This window comes from Georgenia thermotolerans, from assembly GCF_009193185.1.
Classification (GTDB): Bacteria; Actinomycetota; Actinomycetes; order Actinomycetales; family Actinomycetaceae; genus Georgenia; species Georgenia thermotolerans.
In genome coordinates, this window is record NZ_VUKF01000064.1 from 1 (window position 1) to 18,839 (window position 18,839).

The 18,839-nt window shown below is 76.5% G+C and carries 19 protein-coding genes; 8 read left to right on the forward strand and 11 right to left on the reverse strand.

Annotated elements, in window-relative coordinates; all coding sequences use genetic code 11:
- The first annotated feature begins 73 nt into the window (after positions 1–73).
- From GD970_RS19845 to GD970_RS19855, 3 genes are read left to right on the forward strand one after another with little or no spacing between them, the layout of a single operon-like run.
- Complete coding sequence (locus GD970_RS19845; RefSeq protein ID WP_152204651.1) at positions 74–1,723, forward strand: ABC transporter permease; 1,650 nt, start codon at positions 74–76, stop codon at positions 1,721–1,723.
- A complete protein-coding gene (locus GD970_RS19850) occupies positions 1,717–2,817 on the forward strand; it encodes an ABC transporter ATP-binding protein (protein WP_152204635.1) in 1,101 nt (366 codons plus the stop codon). Before GD970_RS19845 ends, GD970_RS19850 begins: the two co-directional genes overlap by 7 nt.
- 9 nt (positions 2,818–2,826) lie before the next feature.
- On the forward strand, positions 2,827–3,408 hold the full coding sequence (locus tag GD970_RS19855; RefSeq protein ID WP_152204636.1) for a GNAT family N-acetyltransferase: 582 nt from the start codon (positions 2,827–2,829) through the stop codon (positions 3,406–3,408).
- On the opposite strand, the gene GD970_RS19860 is transcribed toward GD970_RS19855, so the two are convergent.
- From GD970_RS19860 to GD970_RS19885, 6 genes are all read right to left on the reverse strand, one after another.
- Positions 3,354–5,033: an FAD-dependent monooxygenase gene (locus tag GD970_RS19860; protein WP_211489869.1), complete on the reverse strand. Its 1,680-nt coding sequence runs from the start codon at positions 5,031–5,033 to the stop codon at positions 3,354–3,356. The genes GD970_RS19855 and GD970_RS19860 overlap by 55 nt on opposite strands.
- A gap of 64 nt (positions 5,034–5,097) precedes the next feature.
- The gene (locus GD970_RS19865) at positions 5,098–5,532 is read right to left on the reverse strand and encodes an arsenate reductase ArsC (protein ID WP_152204637.1); all 435 of its coding nucleotides are present in this window, start codon (positions 5,530–5,532) and stop codon (positions 5,098–5,100) included.
- A gap of 49 nt (positions 5,533–5,581) precedes the next feature.
- A complete protein-coding gene (locus tag GD970_RS19870) occupies positions 5,582–7,222 on the reverse strand; it encodes a bifunctional 3'-5' exonuclease/DNA polymerase (protein WP_152204653.1) in 1,641 nt (546 codons plus the stop codon).
- Between the two features lie 62 nt (positions 7,223–7,284).
- A complete protein-coding gene (locus tag GD970_RS19875) occupies positions 7,285–7,599 on the reverse strand; it encodes a putative quinol monooxygenase (RefSeq protein ID WP_152204638.1) in 315 nt (104 codons plus the stop codon).
- On the reverse strand, positions 7,596–8,078 hold the full coding sequence (locus tag GD970_RS19880; RefSeq protein ID WP_152204639.1) for a TspO/MBR family protein: 483 nt from the start codon (positions 8,076–8,078) through the stop codon (positions 7,596–7,598). The genes GD970_RS19875 and GD970_RS19880 overlap by 4 nt, the downstream gene beginning before the upstream one ends.
- Complete coding sequence (locus GD970_RS19885) at positions 8,078–8,458, reverse strand: VOC family protein (protein ID WP_152204640.1); 381 nt, start codon at positions 8,456–8,458, stop codon at positions 8,078–8,080. The genes GD970_RS19880 and GD970_RS19885 overlap by 1 nt, the downstream gene beginning before the upstream one ends.
- 215 nt (positions 8,459–8,673) lie before the next feature.
- Here GD970_RS19885 and GD970_RS19890 point away from each other — a divergent pair, with 215 nt between their 5' ends.
- From GD970_RS19890 to GD970_RS19900, 3 genes are all read left to right on the forward strand, one after another.
- Positions 8,674–8,997, forward strand: a complete 324-nt coding sequence (locus GD970_RS19890; protein ID WP_152204641.1) for a cupin domain-containing protein — start codon at positions 8,674–8,676, stop codon at positions 8,995–8,997.
- Between the two features lie 203 nt (positions 8,998–9,200).
- Entirely contained in the window at positions 9,201–9,929 is a 729-nt protein-coding gene (locus GD970_RS19895; RefSeq protein ID WP_152204642.1) for a beta-phosphoglucomutase family hydrolase, read from the forward strand.
- Positions 9,926–12,271, forward strand: a complete 2,346-nt coding sequence (locus tag GD970_RS19900; protein ID WP_152204643.1) for a glycoside hydrolase family 65 protein — start codon at positions 9,926–9,928, stop codon at positions 12,269–12,271. The genes GD970_RS19895 and GD970_RS19900 overlap by 4 nt, the downstream gene beginning before the upstream one ends.
- Positions 12,272–12,296: 25 nt before the next feature.
- On the opposite strand, the gene GD970_RS19905 is transcribed toward GD970_RS19900, so the two are convergent.
- The 4 genes from GD970_RS19905 to GD970_RS19920 all read right to left on the reverse strand — a co-directional run bounded on the left by GD970_RS19905 (position 12,297) and on the right by GD970_RS19920 (position 17,105).
- Positions 12,297–12,689 carry a RidA family protein gene (locus GD970_RS19905; RefSeq protein WP_152204644.1) on the reverse strand — a complete coding sequence of 131 codons (393 nt, stop codon included), beginning with the start codon at positions 12,687–12,689 and terminating at the stop codon, positions 12,297–12,299.
- Positions 12,690–12,799: 110 nt separating this feature from the next.
- Entirely contained in the window at positions 12,800–14,236 is a 1,437-nt protein-coding gene (locus GD970_RS19910) for a GntT/GntP/DsdX family permease (protein WP_152204645.1), read from the reverse strand.
- A 24-nt stretch (positions 14,237–14,260) separates the two neighbouring features.
- The gene (locus GD970_RS19915; protein WP_152204646.1) at positions 14,261–15,715 is read right to left on the reverse strand and encodes a lipase maturation factor family protein; all 1,455 of its coding nucleotides are present in this window, start codon (positions 15,713–15,715) and stop codon (positions 14,261–14,263) included.
- Between the two features lie 64 nt (positions 15,716–15,779).
- The gene (locus GD970_RS19920) at positions 15,780–17,105 is read right to left on the reverse strand and encodes a DUF4921 family protein (protein WP_152204647.1); all 1,326 of its coding nucleotides are present in this window, start codon (positions 17,103–17,105) and stop codon (positions 15,780–15,782) included.
- A 203-nt stretch (positions 17,106–17,308) separates the two neighbouring features.
- On the opposite strand from GD970_RS19920, the gene GD970_RS19925 reads away from it, so the two are divergent.
- Positions 17,309–17,740 (forward strand): pyridoxamine 5'-phosphate oxidase family protein, encoded by a 432-nt coding sequence (locus GD970_RS19925; protein WP_170297288.1) that lies wholly within the window; start codon positions 17,309–17,311, stop codon positions 17,738–17,740.
- Here the strand turns inward: GD970_RS19925 and GD970_RS19930 are convergent.
- Entirely contained in the window at positions 17,712–18,089 is a 378-nt protein-coding gene (locus GD970_RS19930; protein ID WP_152204649.1) for a DUF5997 family protein, read from the reverse strand. The two genes, GD970_RS19925 and GD970_RS19930, sit on opposite strands and share 29 nt — an antisense overlap.
- An 83-nt stretch (positions 18,090–18,172) precedes the next feature.
- Here GD970_RS19930 and GD970_RS19935 point away from each other — a divergent pair.
- Positions 18,173–18,839 (forward strand): LysR family substrate-binding domain-containing protein (locus GD970_RS19935; RefSeq protein WP_152204650.1); only part of this gene is annotated, 667 nt, incomplete at its 3' end.

Here is an 18,839-nt window from a genome sequence, read left to right on the forward strand (position 1 = left end):
CGGCCCGACGCGGGTCACGCCGGCGCCGCCGCCCGCACGCCGGGCCGCGGCGCCGCGGCGCTGGCCCGGCTGGCTGGGCTGGGCGGTCGCCGCGGGGGTCCCGCTCGCCTTCCTCGCGGTCTTCTTCGCCTGGCCGGTGCTCTCCCTGGTCGGCCGCGGCTTCGTCCCCGACGGCGCCCTCGACCTCTCCGGCGTCACCGACGTCCTGTCCCGCCCGCGCACCTGGCGCATCCTCGGCCAGACCCTCACCCAGGCGGTCCTGGGCACCGCCGGCGCGGTGCTGCTCGGGCTGCCCGGCGCCTACGTGCTCTACCGGTGCCGCTTTCGGGGGCGGGGGCTGGTCCGGGCCATGGCGACGGTGCCCTTCGTGCTGCCCACCGTCGTCGTCGGCGTGGCGTTCCGCTCGCTGCTCGCCGAGGGCGGCCCGCTGGGCTTCCTCCGCCTGGACGGCACGCAGGCCGCCGTCGTCCTGGCACTGGTGTTCTTCAACTACGCCGTGGTCGTGCGCACCGTGGGGGGCCTGTGGGCGCGGCTCGACCCGCGCGCCGAGCAGGCCGCCCGGGCCCTCGGCGCCTCGCCGTGGCGGGCCTTCCTCACCGTCACGCTGCCCGCCCTGGCGCCCGCGATCGCCTCGGCCGCCGCGATCGTCTTCCTGTTCTGCGCCACCGCCTTCGGGGTGGTGCTCGTCCTGGGCGGGACCCGCTACGGCACGGTCGAGACCGAGATCTGGGTGCAGACCACCCAGTTCCTCGACCTGCGCGCCGCCGCGGTGCTCTCGGTGGTCCAGGTGGTCCTCGTCGGCGCCGCGCTCGCCGTCGCCGGCCGCGCCCGGCGCCGCAGCGAGCGGGCGCTGCAGCTGGGCACCGCCGAGACCGACCACCCGCTGCGGCTGCGCCGCGGCGCCCGGCCCGGCCCGGACCTGCTGCCCGCCCTGGTGACCGCCGCCGTCGTCGGCCTGCTGCTGCTCCTGCCGCTGGCCGGGCTGGTCGCCCGCTCGCTGCGCACCGCCGACGGGTGGGGGCTGGGCAACTACCGCGCGCTGGGCACCACCGGCGGGGACAACGCCCTGACCGTCACGGTGTGGGAGGCCACCGCCAACTCCTTGCGCATCGCGGTGGACGCCACGACCCTGGCCGTCGTCGTCGGGGTGCTCGTAGCCCTGGTGGCCTCCCGCCGGCCCCGCTCGACGACGGGGCGCCGGGCCGTCGGCCTGGTCGACGCGCTGTTCATGCTCCCGCTGGGGGTCTCCGCCGTCACGGTCGGGTTCGGGTTCCTCATCACCCTCGACCACCCGCCGCTGGACCTGCGCTCCTCCCCGGTGCTCGTGCCCATCGCCCAGGCGGTGGTGGCGGTGCCGCTGGTGGTGCGCACCCTGCTGCCGGTGCTGCGTGCCATCGACCCGCGCCAGCGTGAGGTCGCCGCCGTGCTGGGGGCCTCGCGCGGGCGGGTGCTCGCCACCGTGGACGGGCCCTACCTCGTGCGCGGGCTGGGACTGGCGATCGGGTTCGCGTTCGCGGTCTCACTGGGGGAGTTCGGGGCGACGTCGTTCCTCGCCCGGCCCGACCGGCCGACCCTGCCGGTGGTGATCTTCCGGCTCCTCGGGCGCCCCGGCGCGGAGAACTACGGCATGGCCCTCGCCGCGGCCGTGGTGCTCGCGGTCCTCACCGCCGGCGTCATGGCCCTGGCCGAGCGGCTGCGCACCACGGAGGCCACGGCATGGTGAACGAGCTGGACCGGCGGCCCGCCGCCGTCCGCGCGCCCGCCGGGGGCGGGCTGGAGGTGCGCGACCTCGTCGTCACCTACCCCGGCGCCGAGGGGCCGGCGACGGCGGTGGCCGGCGTCGACCTCGACGTCCCGGCCGGCGAGGTGGTCGCCCTCCTCGGCCCCTCCGGCTCGGGCAAGTCCTCCCTGCTGCGCGCCGTCGCCGGCCTGGAGCCGGTGGCCGCGGGCACCGTGGGGTGGGCCGGGCGGGACCTGGCGGGCGTGCCGGTGCACCTGCGCGGCTTCGGGCTGATGTTCCAGGACGGCCAGCTCTTCCCGCACCGGTCGGTGGCCGGCAACGTCGGCTACGGCCTCGCCATGGCCCGGGTGCCGCGGGCGGAGCGGCGCCGCCGCGTCGCGGAGCTGCTCGACCTGGTGGGGCTGACCGGCTTCGGCCCGCGGGCGGTGCGCACGCTCTCGGGCGGGCAGGCCCAGCGGGTGGCGCTGGCCCGGGCGCTGGCCCCGCAGCCGGCGCTGCTCCTGCTCGACGAGCCCCTCTCGGCCCTCGACCGCAGCCTCCGCGAGCACCTGACCGGCGAGCTGCGCGACATCCTGCGCGCCACCGGCACCACCGCGCTGTACGTCACCCACGACCACGACGAGGCCTTCACCGTCGCCGACCGGGTGGCCGTCATGATCGCCGGCCGGCTGGCCCAGGTCGACGCCCCCGACCGGCTCTGGCGCGCCCCGTTGGGCCGGGAGGTGGCCGGCTTCCTCGGCTACGGGCCCTTCCTCCCCGCGCAGGTGACCGACGGGACGGCCCGCACCGCGCTCGGCGAGGTGCCGCTCGGCCCCGGCGGCGCGGGCGGGGCGGTGCCGCCCGGCCCGGCGTTGCTCGCCCTGGGTCCGGCCGCGCTGCGCGTCAGCGACGACGGCGGCACCCCGGTCGACGTCGCGGCCGTGCGGTTCCGCCGCGGGCGCAGCGAGCTCGACGTCGTCCTGCCCGACGGGCAGCGGGCCACCGCCGTCGCCGGGCCCCACCCGGGGGCGGCGCGGCGGGTCCGGGTGCGGCTGGACCCCGCCGCCGCGGTGGTGGTGCCCGCGGACGGCGGTTAGCCTGCCGCCGTGCCGAACGTGCGGATCAGGCTGCTGGAGGACGTGCCGCCGTCCGAGGCGGGCCGCCTGGCCAGCCAGCTCGCCGCCCTGGACGTGCTGCCCGAGCAGCGGGACTTCTCCGGCTCGCCCGCCTCGGTGGTCAAGCGCGGGGTCGACGACCCGACCCGGCGCACCTTCGTCATCCTGGTCGAGCGCACCGACGGCCCGCCGGAGCCGGTGGGGGTGGGGGCGCTGCACCCCGACGCCGCCGGCCGGTCCGTCTACCCCGGGCCGCACGTGCTGCTGCGCGGGCTGTCGATCGACGCGCGCCACCAGGGCCGGGGCATCGGCACCGCCGCCGTGACCCTGGCCGTCGAGCTCGCCGCCCGGGTGGCGCCGGACGCCCGGGCGGTGGTCCTGCGCGTCCACCGCCGCAACGCCGCGGCCCGCCGGGCCTACGCCCGCGCGGGCTTCGCCGCCACCGGGCAGAGCATCGACGGGCCGACCGGGGTCGAGGAGGTCATGGTCCGGCGCCTGGACGGCCGGGGCACGGCTGGTCAGGGGGCGGGGGTGCTCGGCCGGTCCGGGGCGGGGAGCCAGGCGGCCAGGTAGGCGCGCACGGCCGCGAGGTCGGCCCCGCCGCGGGCGGCGACGTAGCCGTCGGGGCGCACGAGCAGGTGCCCCGCCCCGCCCAGGCGGCGCCAGGTGACCGGCGGGGCGATGAGCGTCCCGGGCGCCGGCCGGGGCGCGAGGCGGTGCACGGTCAGGTGCGGCCCGGCGAGCTCGGCGGCGGCGCCCGCGTCCCAGTCCCCGCACAGGAGCAGGTGGAACCCGGGGGCGGTGAGCAGCCCGTGGAGCGTGTGCGGCGCCGCGTCGTCGCCCGGCGCGAGCGGCCCGTCGGGGAGCCGGTCGCCCGGCCGCGGCCCGCCGCGCCGGGCCCCGCCGCGCACCGTCAGCGGGCTGCGCCGGTACGCGATGGCGAGCTCGGTGATCGTGCGCACCGGCCGCCCGCGCGCCACGCGGAGGACCACTGGGGCGAGCCGGGGTGCCAGGTGCCGGCGGAGCAGCCTGAGCACCGGGTGGCCGGAGACGGCGACGGCGAAGGCCAGGTCGGTCATCTTGCGCACCCGCCGGCCCACCGGGGCCCGCTCGCGCTCGTAGGTGTCCAGCAGCGCCGCGGGGGCGCCGGCGGCCACCAGGGCGAGCTTCCAGCCCAGGTTGGCGGCGTCCTGGATCCCGGTGTTCATGCCCTGCGCGCCGGCCGGGCTGTGGATGTGCGCGGCGTCCCCGGCCAGGAGCACGCGCCCCGCCCGGTAGCGGGCGGCGCCGCGGTTGTGCAGCCGGAACCGGGTCATCCACACCGGGTCGTGCACGCGGACGCCCGTGCCGTAGGCGTCCGCCACGGCCTGCACCTGGGCGAGGGTGAGCGCTGCGCCGGCCGGTTTCGGCTCGCGAGGGCGGCGCCCCGGCCGCGTGCCGCCCGGGCGACCGCCGTCGTCGGGCCACATCGCGATCACCCGCCACGGGGCCGGACGCGCGAGGGGGAAGAGGAAGAAGATGCCCCGCGGCGCGAGGAACATATGCGCGGCGCCGGGGGTGACGCCGTCGGCGTCGAGGTCGGCGAGGAGGAAGTCCTGGGGGTAGGCGCTGCCGCGGAAGGCGATGCCCGCCAGCCGGCGCACGGTGCTGTGCGCGCCGTCGCAGCCGACGACGAAGCGCGCCCGCACCTGCTCCACCGGGCCGCCGCCGTCGACGCGGCGGAGCCGGCAGGTGACGCCGTCGGCGCCCTGGGCCAGCCCGGTCAGCTCGACGCCGCGCTCGACCGTCACGCCCCGGGCGGCGAGGTGCGCCGTGAGGATCCGCTCGGTCTCGGCCTGGGAGAGGAACAGCAGGAAGGGGTAGGCGGTGTCGGCCAGGCCGAGGTCGAACAGCGGGACGCGGGTCACCCGCGCGCCGGCGTGCAGCTCCAGCCGCACGGTGCGGTTCCCGGCGGCGACCAGCGCCTCGGCCAGGCCCAGGCGGGCGAGCACCTCCACGGTGCGCGGCTGGACGCCGAGCGCCCGGGACTCGTGCACCCGGTCGAGCTGGCGGTCGACGAGCCGGACCCGGGTGCCGGTGGCGGCCAGCTCGGCGGCCAGGGCCAGGCCGGTGGGGCCGGCGCCGACGACGAGGACGTCGACGTCCGGGCCCGGCGCGGTGCCTGCCGGGCCGGGCACGGAACGGGCCGCCTCGCCCACGTCCCCCACAGTAGGCGCGGCCGGGGTGCGCGGGCGGTCGGTCCGGCGTCGGGATGGGACGCGGTCAGCCGGCGGCCGGGCGCGTACCGGGCTCGGGTGCGGGCACCAGCTCGGCGAGGAGGGCCTCGACCCGGCCGCGGATGTCGTCGCGGATGCGCCGGACGGTGGCCAGGTCCTTGCCGGCGGGGTCCTCCAGCTCCCAGTCCTCGTAGCGCCGGCCGGGGAAGATCGGGCAGGCGTCGCCGCAGCCCATGGTGATGACGACGTCGGAGGCCTGCACCGCGTCGGGCGTGAGGAGCGCCGGGCGCGCGGCGGCGATGTCGATGCCCTCCTCGGCCATCGCCTCGACCGCGACGGGGTTGAGGCGGTCGCCGGGCACGGAGCCGGCGGAGCGGACCTCCACCCGGTCGCCGGACAGGGCCCTGAGGTAGCCGGCGGCCATCTGCGAGCGGCCGGCGTTGTGCACGCAGACGAACAGGACGCTGGGACGGTGCGGCATTGTTCTCCTTCACCCGGTGGCGGCGGTCACGGCTACCGTAGCCCGACGCTCAGCCGGCCTCGGCGTAGCTGTCGACGACGGCGACGTCGAGCGGGAAGTCCACCGGGAAGCTCCCGAAGAGCAGCCGGCCCGCCTCGGCGGCGGCCGCGCGGACGGCGGCGGCGACGTCGTCGGCGAGGTGGGCGGGGCAGTGGACGATGACCTCGTCGTGGAGGAAGAACACGAGGTGCGGGCCGCGGGCGCGCCCGACGTCGGAGGCGGGGACGCCGCCGTCGCCCAGGGCCCGCAGCCGGACGCGCAGGTCGGCCAGCCAGCACAGGGCCCACTCGGCGGCGGTGCCCTGGACGACGAAGTTGCGGGTGAAGCGGCCCCAGTCGCGGGCCTGCTGGCGGGCGCGGCGCCGGTCGGCCTCCTGGGCGTCGGGCTCGCTGGCCCGGCGCTGGGCGCGGTGCCACGCCTCGGGCGGGGGCGGCGACGTCCGGCCGAGCCACGTGCTCACCACCCCGCCGGCCTCGCCGGTGCGGGCGGCCCGCTCGACGACGCCGGTGGCCCGGGGGAAGGCGCGCGTCAGGCGCGGCACGAGCTGGCCGGCCTCGCCGGTGGTGGCCCCGTACAGCGCGCCGAGCATGGCGACCTTGGCGTGCGCCCGGGTGTCGACGACGCCGCGGTCCACCAGCCCCTGGTAGAGGTCGGCGCCACGCCCGGCGCGGGCCATCTCCTCGTCGCGCGCCATGGCGGCGAGCACCCGCGGCTCGACCTGGGCGACGTCGGCGACGACGAGCCGCCAGCCCGGGTCGGCGACGACGGCGCCGCGGACCTGCTTGGGCAGCTGCAGCGCCCCGCCGCCGCGGGTGGCCCACCGGCCGGTGACCACGCCGCCGGGGACGTAGTCGGGATGGAACCGGCCGCGGCGCCCGTCCGCGCCGGGGCGCACCCACTCGTCCATCCAGGCCCAGCCGTTGGCGGAGAGCAGCCGGGCCAGCCGCTTGTACTCCAGCAGCGGGGCGATGGCGGGATGGTCGAGCTCGCGCAGCTCCCACTTGCGGGTCGTGCGCGCCTCCAGGCCGGCGGCGTGCAGGGCGCGCAGCAGCTCGGGCGGGGAGTCGGGGTTGAGGCCGGGGGCGCCGAGGAGCGCGCGGACCTGCTCGGCGAGCGCCTCGAGCCGGGCGGGCCGGGCGCCACGCGGCGGGCGCGGGCCGAGCAGCGCGGTCAGCAGCCGGTCGTGGACCTGCGGGTCCCACGGCAGGCCGTCGTGACGCATCTCCGCGGCGACGAGGGCGCCGGCGGACTCGGCGGCGAGCAGCAGCCGCAGCCGGCCGGGGTCCGGCGCGGCGGCGAGCGCCGCGTGCTGGCGGCCCAGCTCGGCGCGTACCTCCGCGGGGTCCCACGCGCCGAGGTCGTCGAGCAGGGTGGGGGCGTGGTCGAGGGCGTCCCACGCCCCGGCCGCGTCCCAGGGCCCGGTGGGGGCGGTGGCCAGCGGCGAGGCGGCCGTGGCCGCCGCGTGCCGCAGGATGGCGTGGCACAGGCGCAGGTCGTGGCAGCGCTCCACGCGCACCCCGGCGCTCAGGAGGGCGGGGTAGACCTCCGCCGTGTCGGCCCAGACCCACCGCGGGCGGTGCCGCTCGAGGGCGTCCACCCGGGCCGGCAGCTCCTCGACGGGGACGACGGCGGGGGGCTCGCCGTCGGGCATCAGGTGCGCGCGACCGGCGCCCAGCGCGACGACGACCTCCACGCCCCGAGCGTAGGCCCGGCTCAGCCGCCGCCGGGCAGGCCCTTGCCCGCGTGCAGGCGCACGGCGGTCCGGCCGGCCGTGCCGGCGAGCAGCGGGCGGGCCCGGGCGATCGCGGCGCGCACCTCGGGCGGCTCGAGTGCGGCGTCGTGCGCGGCCCGGTCGATCCAGGCCTCCCAGACCCACACGGCGTCGGGGTCGTCCTCGGCGGTGCCGGCCACGTAGTGCAGGCACGCCGGGTCCGCACGGAGGGCCTCCGCGGCGGCCAGCAGGACGTCGAGCAGCTCGGCGCCGCGGCCCGGGTGGGCGGTGAAGCCGGTGAACAGCCCGTAGGTCATGCGCCGGGGTTCTTGACGGCGATGGCGGCGGTCAGCGCCGTGGCGAAGCCGCACCAGGCGGCGTACGGGGTCAGCGCGGCAGCGGCGCCCTGGTTCACGCGGGCGGTGCGCCGGACGAGGTCCGCGCTGTTGACGGCGAGCACCGCGCACTCGGCCGCCGCCAGCCACGGCCGCCGCGCCCGGAAGAACAGCCAGCTCCAGCCGGCGTTGAGGACGAGGTTGGCCGCCAGCGCCCGCCGGTACGCCCGCGCCTCGTCGGCGCGGCCGGCCTGCTCGAGCCCGTCGATCGCGGCGGCGGAGGCGAGGGCGACGTCCGCGTACAGGGCGGTCCACACCACCGGGAAGGCCACGGGCGGCGGCTGCCAGGCGGGCTTGTCCAGGGCGAGGTACCAGGGGTCCCGCGGGTCGGTCGCGGCCGAGCCGGTCACCGCGGTCGCCACGACCGCGGCGGCGGTGCGAGCCAGCGTGCCGGCGCGCATCAGCGGGCCGCCGCGACGTCTTGCACGGACCGGGCGAGCACGCAGAACTCGTTGCCCTCCGGGTCGGCGAGGACCACCCAGCTGACGTCCGGGCCCTGCCCGACGTCGGCGCGGGTCGCGCCGAGCCCGAGGAGCCGGTCGACCTCCTCGGCCTGGCCGGTGCCGTCCGCGCGCAGGTCCAGGTGCAGGCGGTTCTTCACCGCCTTGCCCTCCGGGACCGGGAGCACGTCGATGCCCGGCGCGGAGCGCTCCGCCGGCCCGATGCTCACCCCGTCGTCCCCGGCCTCGAGGACCTGCCAGCCGAGCGCCGCCGCCCAGAAGTCGGCGACGCGGCGCGGGTCCCGGGCGTCGATGGCGAGAGCGGCGATCGCACTGGGCATGCGCCGTTCCTACCGCAGCGGGCCGCATCCGGCACGCCGATGACCCCCGTTGTGTGGGGGTGAGACGTCACCGCCCTGGTCCGGCCGCTCGTGCCGAAGTCGACCGCTCGGGCCAGACTTGACCTCTCGCGTCGCGGATGACGTCTCGCGCACGTCGTGACGTCTCGCGCCCCAGTTGACGTCTCACCGCACGGGTGGGGGAACGGAGATCACCGATGCCCGAGCTGGCTGCCCTGGTCAGCGAGCACCTCGCCGCCGCGACCGCCTCGCCGCGGGGGCGCAGCGCCCTGAAGATCATCCACGACGGGCCGCTGCGGCAGACCGTCATCGCCCTCGCCGGCGGGCAGAAGCTCGAGGAGCACAACACCCCGCCGGCGGCGACCCTGCAGGTGCTGCACGGGCGGGTCCGGCTCACCAGCCCCGGCGGCGATGTCGTCCTGTCCGCCGGCTCCCTCGAGCCGATCCCGCACGAGCGGCACGGCCTGACGGCGGTGGAGGACTCCGTCGTCCTGCTCACCGCCGTCAACCGCGAGCCGTAGCCCCGCGGCGCGTCGCACCGGCGTCGGGGCTGCCCCGCGCACTCGAGACCGCGGGAAGCGCGAGTGTGACGATGTTGCTGTCTGTGACACCGGCCGCACCGCAATTTCGTCGCAGTCGCGCTCGCGGGCGGCGCCGGCGCCCGGATGCGGTGCGCCGCCCGGCCGGAAACACTGGCGCCAGAGCCGAGCGGGGAGGAGGGCCGGTGCTGGGACTGCCGGACGACGTGCGGGCGTGCCTGTTCGACCTCGACGGGGTGCTCACGGGCACCGCCGCGGTGCACCGCGCCGCGTGGGCGGAGACGTTCGACGACTTCCTCCGCGAGCGCGCGCGGCGCACGGGCGAGCCCTTCGCCCCGTTCACCGAGGAGGACTACCTCCGCCACGTCGACGGCAAGCCGCGCGACGACGGCGTGCGGGACTTCCTCGCCAGCCGGCGCATCCGCCTGCCCGAGGGCGGGCCGGAGGACCCGCCCGGCACGGCCAGCGTGCACGGGCTGGCCCACCGCAAGAACGAGGTGCTGCTGAGCCGGCTCACCGACGGCGTGGAGGTCTTCGCGGGCAGCCGCCGCTACGTCGAGGCCGCCCACGCGGCCGGGCTGGCCTGCGCGGTCGTCTCCAGCAGCGCCAACACCCGCCTCGTCCTGGACGTCACCGGGCTGGCGGGCCTGTTCGACGCCGTGGTCGACGGCGTCGTCGCCGACGCCCTGTCGCTGCCGGGCAAGCCGGCCCCCGACACCTTCCTCGAGGCCGCGAGCCGGCTGGACGTCCCACCGGCGCGCGCCGCGGTCTTCGAGGACGCCCTCGCCGGCGTCGCCGCCGGGCGGGCCGGCGGCTTCGGGTTCGTCGTCGGCGTGGACCGCGACGCCCACGCCGACGCGCTGCGCGAGGCCGGCGCCGACGTCGTCGTGACCGACCTGGGGGAGCTGCTGTGAGCGGAGGGCTGCCGGTCGACCCGTGGTCGCTGCGCGAGCCGGCCCTCGACCTGGGCCGGCTGGGGCAGCTGGAGTCCCTCTTCGCCCTGTCCAACGGCCACATCGGGCTGCGCGGCAACCTCGACGAGGGCGAGCCCAACGAGACCCCCGGCACCTACGTCAGCGGCGTCTTCGAGCGGCACCCGCTGCCCTACCCCGAGGGCGGCTACGGCTACCCCGAGGCCGGCCAGACGATGGTCAACGTCACCAACGGCAAGCTGCTGCGCCTGCTCGTCGACGACGAGCCCTTCGACGTGCGCTACGGCCGCCTGGTCAGCCACGAGCGGGAGCTGGACCTGCAGGAGGGGACGCTGCACCGGCAGGTGGAGTGGGTCTCGCCGTCGGGCAAGCCGATCCGGATCAAGTCCACCCGGCTGGTCTCCTTCGTCCAGCGGGCGATCGCGGCGGTGTCCTACGTGGTGGAGGCGGTGGAGGAGACCCGGGTGATCCTGCAGTCCGAGCTCGTCGCCAACGAGGCGCCGCCGGCGGTGGACAGCCGGGACCCGCGGGTGGCCGCCGCGCTGGAGGACCCGTTCATCGCCGTCGGGCAGGACCTCGAGCAGACCGGCGCCGTGCTGGTGCACCGCACCCGCAAGAGCGGCCAGCAGCTGGCCGCCGGCATGGACCACGACATCGAGTGCGACGCCCAGTTCGAGATCGAGAACGACGCCCGCAGCGACTGGGCGCGCACCACCATCGTGACCCTGCTGCGCCCGGGCGAGAAGCTCAAGGTGGTGAAGTTCCTCGCCTACGGGTGGTCCACCACCCGCTCCGCGCCGGCGCTGCGCGACCAGGTCGCCGCGGCGCTGACCGCCGCCCGCCACACCGGCTGGAACCTGCTGCGGCTGAGCCAGCGCGAGTACCTCGACGAGTTCTGGGGCGGGGCGGACGTGGAGGTGGAGGGCGACCCGGTCATCCAGCAGGCGGTGCGCTACGCCCTGTTCCAGGTGCTGCAGTCCGGGGCCCGCACCGAGGGGCGGGCCATCGGCGCCAAGGGCCTGACCGGCACCGGCTACAACGGCCACACCTTCTGGGACATCGAGGGCTTCGTGCTGCCCGTGCTGACCCTGACCGCCCCCAAGGCCGCCGCCGACGCGCTGCGCTGGCGGGCCTCCACCCTGGGCAAGGCCCGCGAGCGGGCCCGCACCCTCGGCCTGGAGGGGGCCGCCTTCCCCTGGCGCACCGTGGACGGCGAGGAGACGTCGGCGTACTGGCCCGCCGGCACCGCGGCCTTCCACATCGGCGCGGACATCGCCCGGGCGTTCGAGGAGTACCGGCTGGGCACCGGCGACGAGGAGCTCGAGCGCGACACGGGCCTGGAGGTCCTCGTCGAGACCGCCCGGCTGTGGCACTCCCTGGGCCACCACGACCGCCACGGCCGCTGGCACGTCGACGGCGTCACCGGCCCCGACGAGTACACCGCCCTGGTGGACGACAACGTCTTCACCAACCTCATGGCCGCGAACAACCTGCGCGCCGCCGCGGACGCCTGCGTGCGCCAACCCCTGGGCGCGGAGAACGCGCACGTGACCACCGAGGAGATCGCCGCCTGGCGGGACGCGGCCGAGGCGGTGCACGTGCCCTACGACGTCGAGCTGGGCGTGCACCCCCAGTGCGAGAACTTCACCCGCTTCGCGGAGTGGGACTTCGAGGCGGCGGCGGACCGGTACCCGCTCATGCTTCACGAGCCGTACTTCCAGCTCTACCGCAAACAGGTGGTCAAGCAGGCCGACCTGGTCCTGGCCATGCACTGGTTCCCCGACGCCTTCACCGACGAGGAGAAGGCCCGCAACTTCGACTACTACGAGCGGCGCACCGTGCGCGACTCCTCCCTGTCCGCCAGCTCCCAGGCCGTCGTCGCCGCCGACGTGGGCCAGCTCGACCTCGCCCACGAGTACCTGCACGAGGCGGCGCTGGTGGACCTGCACGACCTGCACGGCAACAGCGCCAACGGGCTGCACATCGCCTCGCTGGCCGGGGCGTGGATCGTCATCGTCGAGGGCTTCGGCGGGCTGCGCCGCGCCGACGGCGTGCTCCACCTGGACCCGGTGCTGCCCGACCAGATCAGCCGGCTGTCCTTCCGGCTGCGCTGGCGCGGGGCGCGCGTGCAGGTGGAGATCACCCGCCAGGAGGTGACCTGCCGGATCCTCGGCGAGCAGGACGCCGCGATCCCGCTCGTCGTGTACGGGGAGCGGGTCCAGGTGACCCCGCTCCAGGCCGTGGTGCGCCCGCTGCGCCGCCGCGAGGCGCTGCTGCCGCGCCCGCCCCAGCCGCCGGGCCGGCCGCCGCGGGTGGGCGCGTAGAACCGGGGAGCGGTGGGCCCTGGGGTCAGGCCGCCGGCAGGTAGGCGAGGGCCTCGATCTCCACGAGGCACTCGGGCCGGCCCAGGCCGGCGACCTGCAGGACGGTCAGCGCGGTGGGGTGGGCGCCCCACACCTCCTGGGCGGCGGCGTAGCCGGCCGCGACGTCGGCGCCCGCGACGAGGTGGACGGTCATCTTCACCACGTGCTCCTGGGTGGCCCCGGCGGCGGCGAGCACGGCGAGGACGTTGCGCAGCGCCTGCGCGGTCTGGGCGTGCACGTCCGCGGCGACCACCTGCCCGTCCGGGCCGACGCCGTTCTGGCCGCCGACGACGAGCAGCCGGCCGGGGCCGTCCAGTAGGACGCCCTGGGAGAAGGCGGGGTTGTGGTGCAGCGTGGCGGGGTTGAGGTGGGTGATCATCGGTGCTCCGGTCGGGGCGGGGCCGGCGGCCACGGGGCGGGACGCGCCCACCCTGCCGCACACCGGCCGCGCGCGCCCCGGTTTTTGCTGAGCAGGGCGCGGCCGCCGCCTCACACCACCAGGCTCAGCAGCAGGGCGAAGATGAGCCCGCACACGGAGATCACCGTCTCCATGAGCGACCAGCTGAGGATCGTCTGCTTGACGGTCATGCCGAAGTACTGCTTGACCATCCAGAACCCCACGTCGTTGACGTGGGAGAAGAACAGCGAGCCCGAGCCGACGGCGATGACGAGCAGCGCCAGGTGCGCCGGGGACAGCTCGGCGGCGAGCGGGGCGACGATGCCGGCGGCGGTGATGGTCGCGACCGTCGCCGAGCCGGTGGCCAGGCGGATGAGGACGGCGACGCCCCAGCCCAGCAGCAGCACGCTGAGATGGGCCGCGGATGCCCAGCTCCCGATGAGGTTCCCGACGCCGGAGTCGACCAGGGTCTGCTTGAACCCGCCGCCGGCGGCGATGATGAGCAGCGTGCCGGCCATCGGCGGCAGGGAGGCGTTGATGGTGTCCGCCACCCCGCCCCTGCCGGCCCCGACGCTGTAGCCCATGGTGAACATCGCCACCAGGGTGCCGAGCAGGAGCGCGACCACCGGGGTGCCCAGGACGAAGAGCACGTCGTGGACGGGGTTGCCCTTGGCCGAGACGATCTCGGCGACGGCGCGGGCGAGCATCAGCACCACGGGCAGCAGGACGGTGCCCACCGTGACCCAGAAGCCCGGGGTGCGGCGCAGCCGCTCCTCGGTGCCCGGCGCCTCGCGGACCCCCGCCGCCGCCTGCAGCTCGGCGAACATCGGGCTGTCCGGGGTGATCTCCCGCGGCCCCACGTTGGCGACGACCCGCCCGAACAGCGGCCCGGCGATGATGACCGTGGGGATCGCGCAGATGAGGCCGAAGGCGAGCGTGAGCCCGAGGTCGGCCTTCAGGGCGCTGATCGCCACCAGCGGGCCCGGGTGCGGCGGGACCATGCCGTGCAGCACCGACAGGCCGGCGAGGGCCGGGATGCCGACGAGCAGGATGGGCACCCGCGCCCGGCGGGCGACCATGAGCACGATCGGGATGAGCAGGACGACGCCGATCTCGAAGAACATCGGCAGCCCGACCAGCGCGGCCGCCCCGGCCATCGCCCAGGGCAGCGCCCCGCCGGAGACCCGGGAGACGATCCGGTCGACCACCTGGGCGGCGCCGCCGGAGTCGATGAGCAGCTTGCCGACGATCGCGCCGAGCGCGACGAGGATGCCGACGCTGCCGAAGGTGTCGCCCACCCCCTTGGCGAAGCTGGTGACGGCGTCGCCGGTGTTGAAGCCTGAGACGATCGCCAGCACCGCCGATCCGAGCATCAGGGCGAGGAAGGGGTTGATCTTCGCCCAGGTGATGAGGACGACGACGGCGGCGATGGCCAGCACCGTGGCGAGGATGAGGCGGCCGGGGCCGGCGGTGGCGGCCCCCTGGGCGGCGGCCAGGACGATGGATCCGGGTGCGTTCGATGGCACCATGACGAACCCTCCCTCCGAGGGGTCTCAGAACAGCTGGTGCATGTTCTGCAGGTTCTGGGGCGCCACGAGGAGGGCCCGCTCCTGCCGCTGCCACCACTGACGCGTGCGGCGGAGCTCCTCCCAGGTGGAGAAGCGGTAGCGGAAGACCCGGGCGCGCACGTACCGGGGGCGGCGGCCGGCGAAGGGGTCGTGACGCAGCAGCCCGAGGGTGGGCCGGTCCGCCTCGAGCAGGCGCAGGAGGAACACGGTGAACCAGCGGTGCTGGGAGGGCGAGCCGAGCGCGAGGAACCACATCCCCCAGTCGAGCCGGAGGTGGTACGGGGCCCACTGGCGCGGCAGCCGTCCGGGGCGGCCGGGCTTGCCCTTGAACTCGTACTCGTGCCAGTCGGGGGTGAACGGGTCGTCGTCCTCGGTGCCCTCGACCACGACCTCGTCGCGCCGGCGGGTGATCGAGCCGAACGCGCCGTAGGCCCCGGCCAGGTGCCAGCGGTTGAACGAGGCGTTCATCCTCTGGTGCCGGTCGACGAGGTTGCGCGCCGGCCAGTAGCTCAGCACCACCATCAGCGCCGTCACGGCGAGCACGACGACGGCGAACCACGCCGGCGTCGGCTCGTGCGCCTGGGTGCCCACCGACCACGGCAGCAGCCGGTCGAGGGCGCCGTCGCCCACGGCGGAGAACGCCAGCAGCATGGTGAGGAAGTTCAGCCAGGCGAAGTTGCCCGAGAGCATGAGCCAGCCCTGGGTGACGACGACGACGGCCGCGGCCGCCGTCGCGACGGGCTGGGGCGCGAAGAGCAGGAACGGGACGACGAGCTGGGTGACGTGGTTGGCCGCCACCTCCACCTTGTGCAGCGGCCGGGGCAGGTGGTGGAAGAACCAGCTGCCCGGGTTGGGCATGGGCTGGGTCTCGTGGTGGTAGTACAGGCACGTCAGGTCCCGCCAGCACGGGTCGCCGCGCATCTTGATCATCCCGGCGCCGAACTCCAGGCGGAACACCAGCCACCGGAAGAGGACGATCACGGTCAGCGGCGGCGCGACCCGGTCCGAGCCGAGGAACGCGGCGAGGAAGCCGGCCTCGAGGAGCAGCGACTCCCAGCCGAAGCTGTAGAACACCTGCCCGACGTTGACGACGGACAGGTACAGCGCCCACACGAGCAGGAACGCCAGCAGCGGCACCCACGGCGGCCCCGCCTGCGGCAGCCCGAGCACCAGGGCGGCGGCCACCAGCGCGCCGACGGCGGCGACGGCGACCAGCAGCCGGTCGGAGTAGCGCCAGTGGAACAGGCTCGGGGCGAGCCGGGCGGGCACCCGGGCGACGAACTGCGGCACCGGCAGCAGCCCGTGCTCGCCCAGCAGCGGACGGAACTGCCGCAGGGCCGCGACGAAGGCGATGACGTAGACCAGGGCGATGCCGCGCTGCAGCACGAAGCGCGCGGCGTCGTAGTTCTCCGCGGCGAACCAGCCGCCGGCCCAGTCCACGGCCGCCCCCCTTCCGTGTGCCCGTCCATTGCACACCCGGGCCCTGGCGGTCGCAGCCCGGGTCTCAGCGGGCGTAGCGCAGGCAGTCCGGGCGGGCGGCGCACTCGGGCCCGAGGTCCATCGGGGCGATGCGGCCCGCGGCGCGCAGCCCCCGCAGCCGCGGCACCATCAGGTCGCGCAGCGCCCACGGGTCGAGGGTGTTGAGGTAGATCTTCGTGCCGCCCTCGAAGCCGGCGATGGTCGAGACCCGCCACTTGAGCATGACCCGCCACGGCATCGGGGCCGTGACGTCGGCGGGGCGGTGGTGCCACTCCTCGTTGGTCGGCACCGCCGCGCCCGTGGCGGCGTGGCAGGCGTGCAGGAGGTCGGCGACGGCGGCGAGCTCGTCGTCGTCGTGCTCCCACGGCAGGCTGCGCCGGCTCTTGGAGTACACCTCCAGGGTGGGGTAGCGGTGCCCGAAACCGGCGAAGGCGAGGGCGTGGTCGTTCTCGGCGACGACGAGGCCGGCCGCGACGGCGTGGTTGACCGCCGCGTCGTTGAACAGGTTCGGGTTCGCGGCCAGCAGGGCCAGCTCGCGGTCGGTCTGGCCGCCGTGCTCGTCGATCGCGACGACCTGCTTGTGGAGGTGGTCGAAGGACGCGCCCGCCGGGCGCAGCCAGTTCTGGAAGACGGCGACGTACCTGGCGAACCGGTTGGCCGCGTACAGGCGCCGGGCGGCCTCGGCGGTGAAGGCCACGAAGTGCCGGTGCTCCGCCACGGTCAGGGTGCCCGCGCCGGCGAGCTGGTCGTCCGTCGTCGCGCCGTCGACGAAGTGGCGGCGGGCGATGACGACGTCGTGGCCGGAGGCGAACAGCGCGGTGGCGGGGGCGAGGCGCTCGGCCTCGCTCATGGCGGCCCACGCCGCCTCGGTGAGGCCGCCGGCGCGCAGCCGGTCGTGGACGACGCCCAGCACGTGGGCCCGCCCGGCGGGGGTGGCGAGGTAGGCCCGCTCGTGAGCCAGGGCCGCGGCCGGCGCCGTGTAGCCGTAGTTGGTGCGCCAGTAGTCGTAGCCGAGGATGGCGAAGAGGTTGGGGACCAGCCGCAGCTCGGCCGGCTCGGCCAGCCGCTCGGCCGGGAGGTGCTCGAGCAGGCGGGGGACGCCGTCGCCGGTGGGCACCAGGCGGGCCTTCTCCGGCGGGGTCTGCAGGAAGCTGCCGGGGCAGAACGCGCAGTAGCGGCCGGCGCGGGCCGGGTCGACCGGGCCGGGGGCGGGGGCGTCGGCGTGCCAGGGCCGCTGGGCCCGCCCGGGCACGGTCCACACCTCGGTGCCGGTGAGGGGGTTGACCTGCTTCACCGTGCCGTCCGCCAGCCGGGTCAGCGGCCCGTCCGCGGGCCCGTGCGGCGGGCGCATGGCTGCACGGTAGCCCCGTGCAGCGGCCCGCGGCCCCGGACGTGCACCAGGACCTCGATCCCACCCGGGGCGGCGCCCGGGCTGCCACACTGGTGACGGACCCGGCCAATGCCACGGCGCTCGCGGACGAGCGGTCCGCTCGCCCACTGGACGCCCTACGCTTGCGGAGGTCGCGGCGCCGATGGACGAGGGGAGGGAGGGCGGTGGCGGCCACCCTCGAGCGGCTCGAGCGCGCGGAGTGCCTGCGCCTCCTGGCGACGGCGCCCGTGGCCTGGCTGGCCTACTGCGACGCCGGCCGCCCCGAGATGACGCCGGTCAACTTCGCCGTCCACGACGGCGAGGTGGTCGTGCGCACCGGGTATGGCGGCAAGCTCGGTGCCGCGGCGGCGGACGCCGTGATGACCCTCGGGGTCCTGGGCGCCGACCCGGCGACCCGCACCGGCTGGTCGGTCACCGTCAGCGGGCACACGCGCCTGGCCGGCGATCCGCTCGTGGACGCCGACCTGCCCGAGCCCGGCTCCTGGGTCGACGGCCGGGTCGTCACCATCGCCGTGGCCATCGAGCGGGTCTCGGGACGCCGGATCGTGCGTCCCGGCGTCCGCGACGTCAGGCTTCGTCGGCGGCCCGGGCCTTGAGCCGGTTGTTCTCGGCGCGCACCCGCGCCTGCGTCTCCCGCTCGGCCACCAGCCAGGCCGGCATCTCGTCGAGCAGCCCGCGGATCTGCTCCGTCGTCAGCGGCTCGGTCACCCCGGCGCGCGCCAGCCCGGAGGCGGAGACGCCGAGGCGCCGGGCCACCTCCTGGCGCGGGTGCGGGCCGTTGCGCCGCAGGTCCGCCAGCCACTGCGGCGGGTTCGCCTGGAGGTCGTTGAGCTCCTCGCGGCTGACCATGCCCGCCTGGAACTCCGCCGGGGTGGCGGAGAGGAGGACACCGAGCTTCCGGGCGGCGGTCTGCGGCTTCATCATCTGGGGCTTGGGCGAGCTCATGGCACGGAAGCCTATGCGCTGCCCGCGCGGGCCCGACGCGCCGCTGCACTAGCGTGGGTGCCCGCACAGGAGGAGGTGCCGTCATGGCGGAGCCGTTCCGGATCCGGTTCGTCCCCGGCGTGACGCCCGACAAGTGGCTGCGCCGGTGGGAGGAGCGCTACCCCGACGTCCCGCTCGAGGCGTCCCCGGTCGACGAGGCCGAGCAGGTCGCCGTCCTCCACCGCGGCGCGGCCGCGATGTGCCTGGTGCGCCTGCCCGTGGACCGTGCGGGCCTCCATCTCATCCCGCTCTACCGGGAGGCCCCGGTCGTCGTCGCGGCGAAGGAGCATCCCGTGGCCGCCTTCGACGAGGTGGACGTGGCCGACCTTGCCGACGAGCACCTGCTCCAGGACCCGGCCGCGGTGCCCGAGTGGGCGGCCCTGGCCACCGAGGTGCGCGAGGGCACCCGGGTGCCGGTGCCGGCGATGACGGCCAAGCAGGCCATCGAGGTGGCCGCGTCCGGGGCCGGCGTCGTCATCCTGCCGCTGTCCGTCGCACGCCTGCACCACCGCAAGGACGTCGTGCACCGCCCGGTGCACGGGGTCGCCGAGTCCCAGGTGGGCCTCGCCTGGCGGGAGGACGACGAGGACCCGCGCCTCGAGGCGTTCATCGGTGTCGTGCGCGGCCGCACGGCGCGCAGCACCCGCGGGGGCGCCGAGCCCGCGCCGAGCCCGGGGCGGACGCGCGCCGCCGCGGCCGACGGCCGCGAGG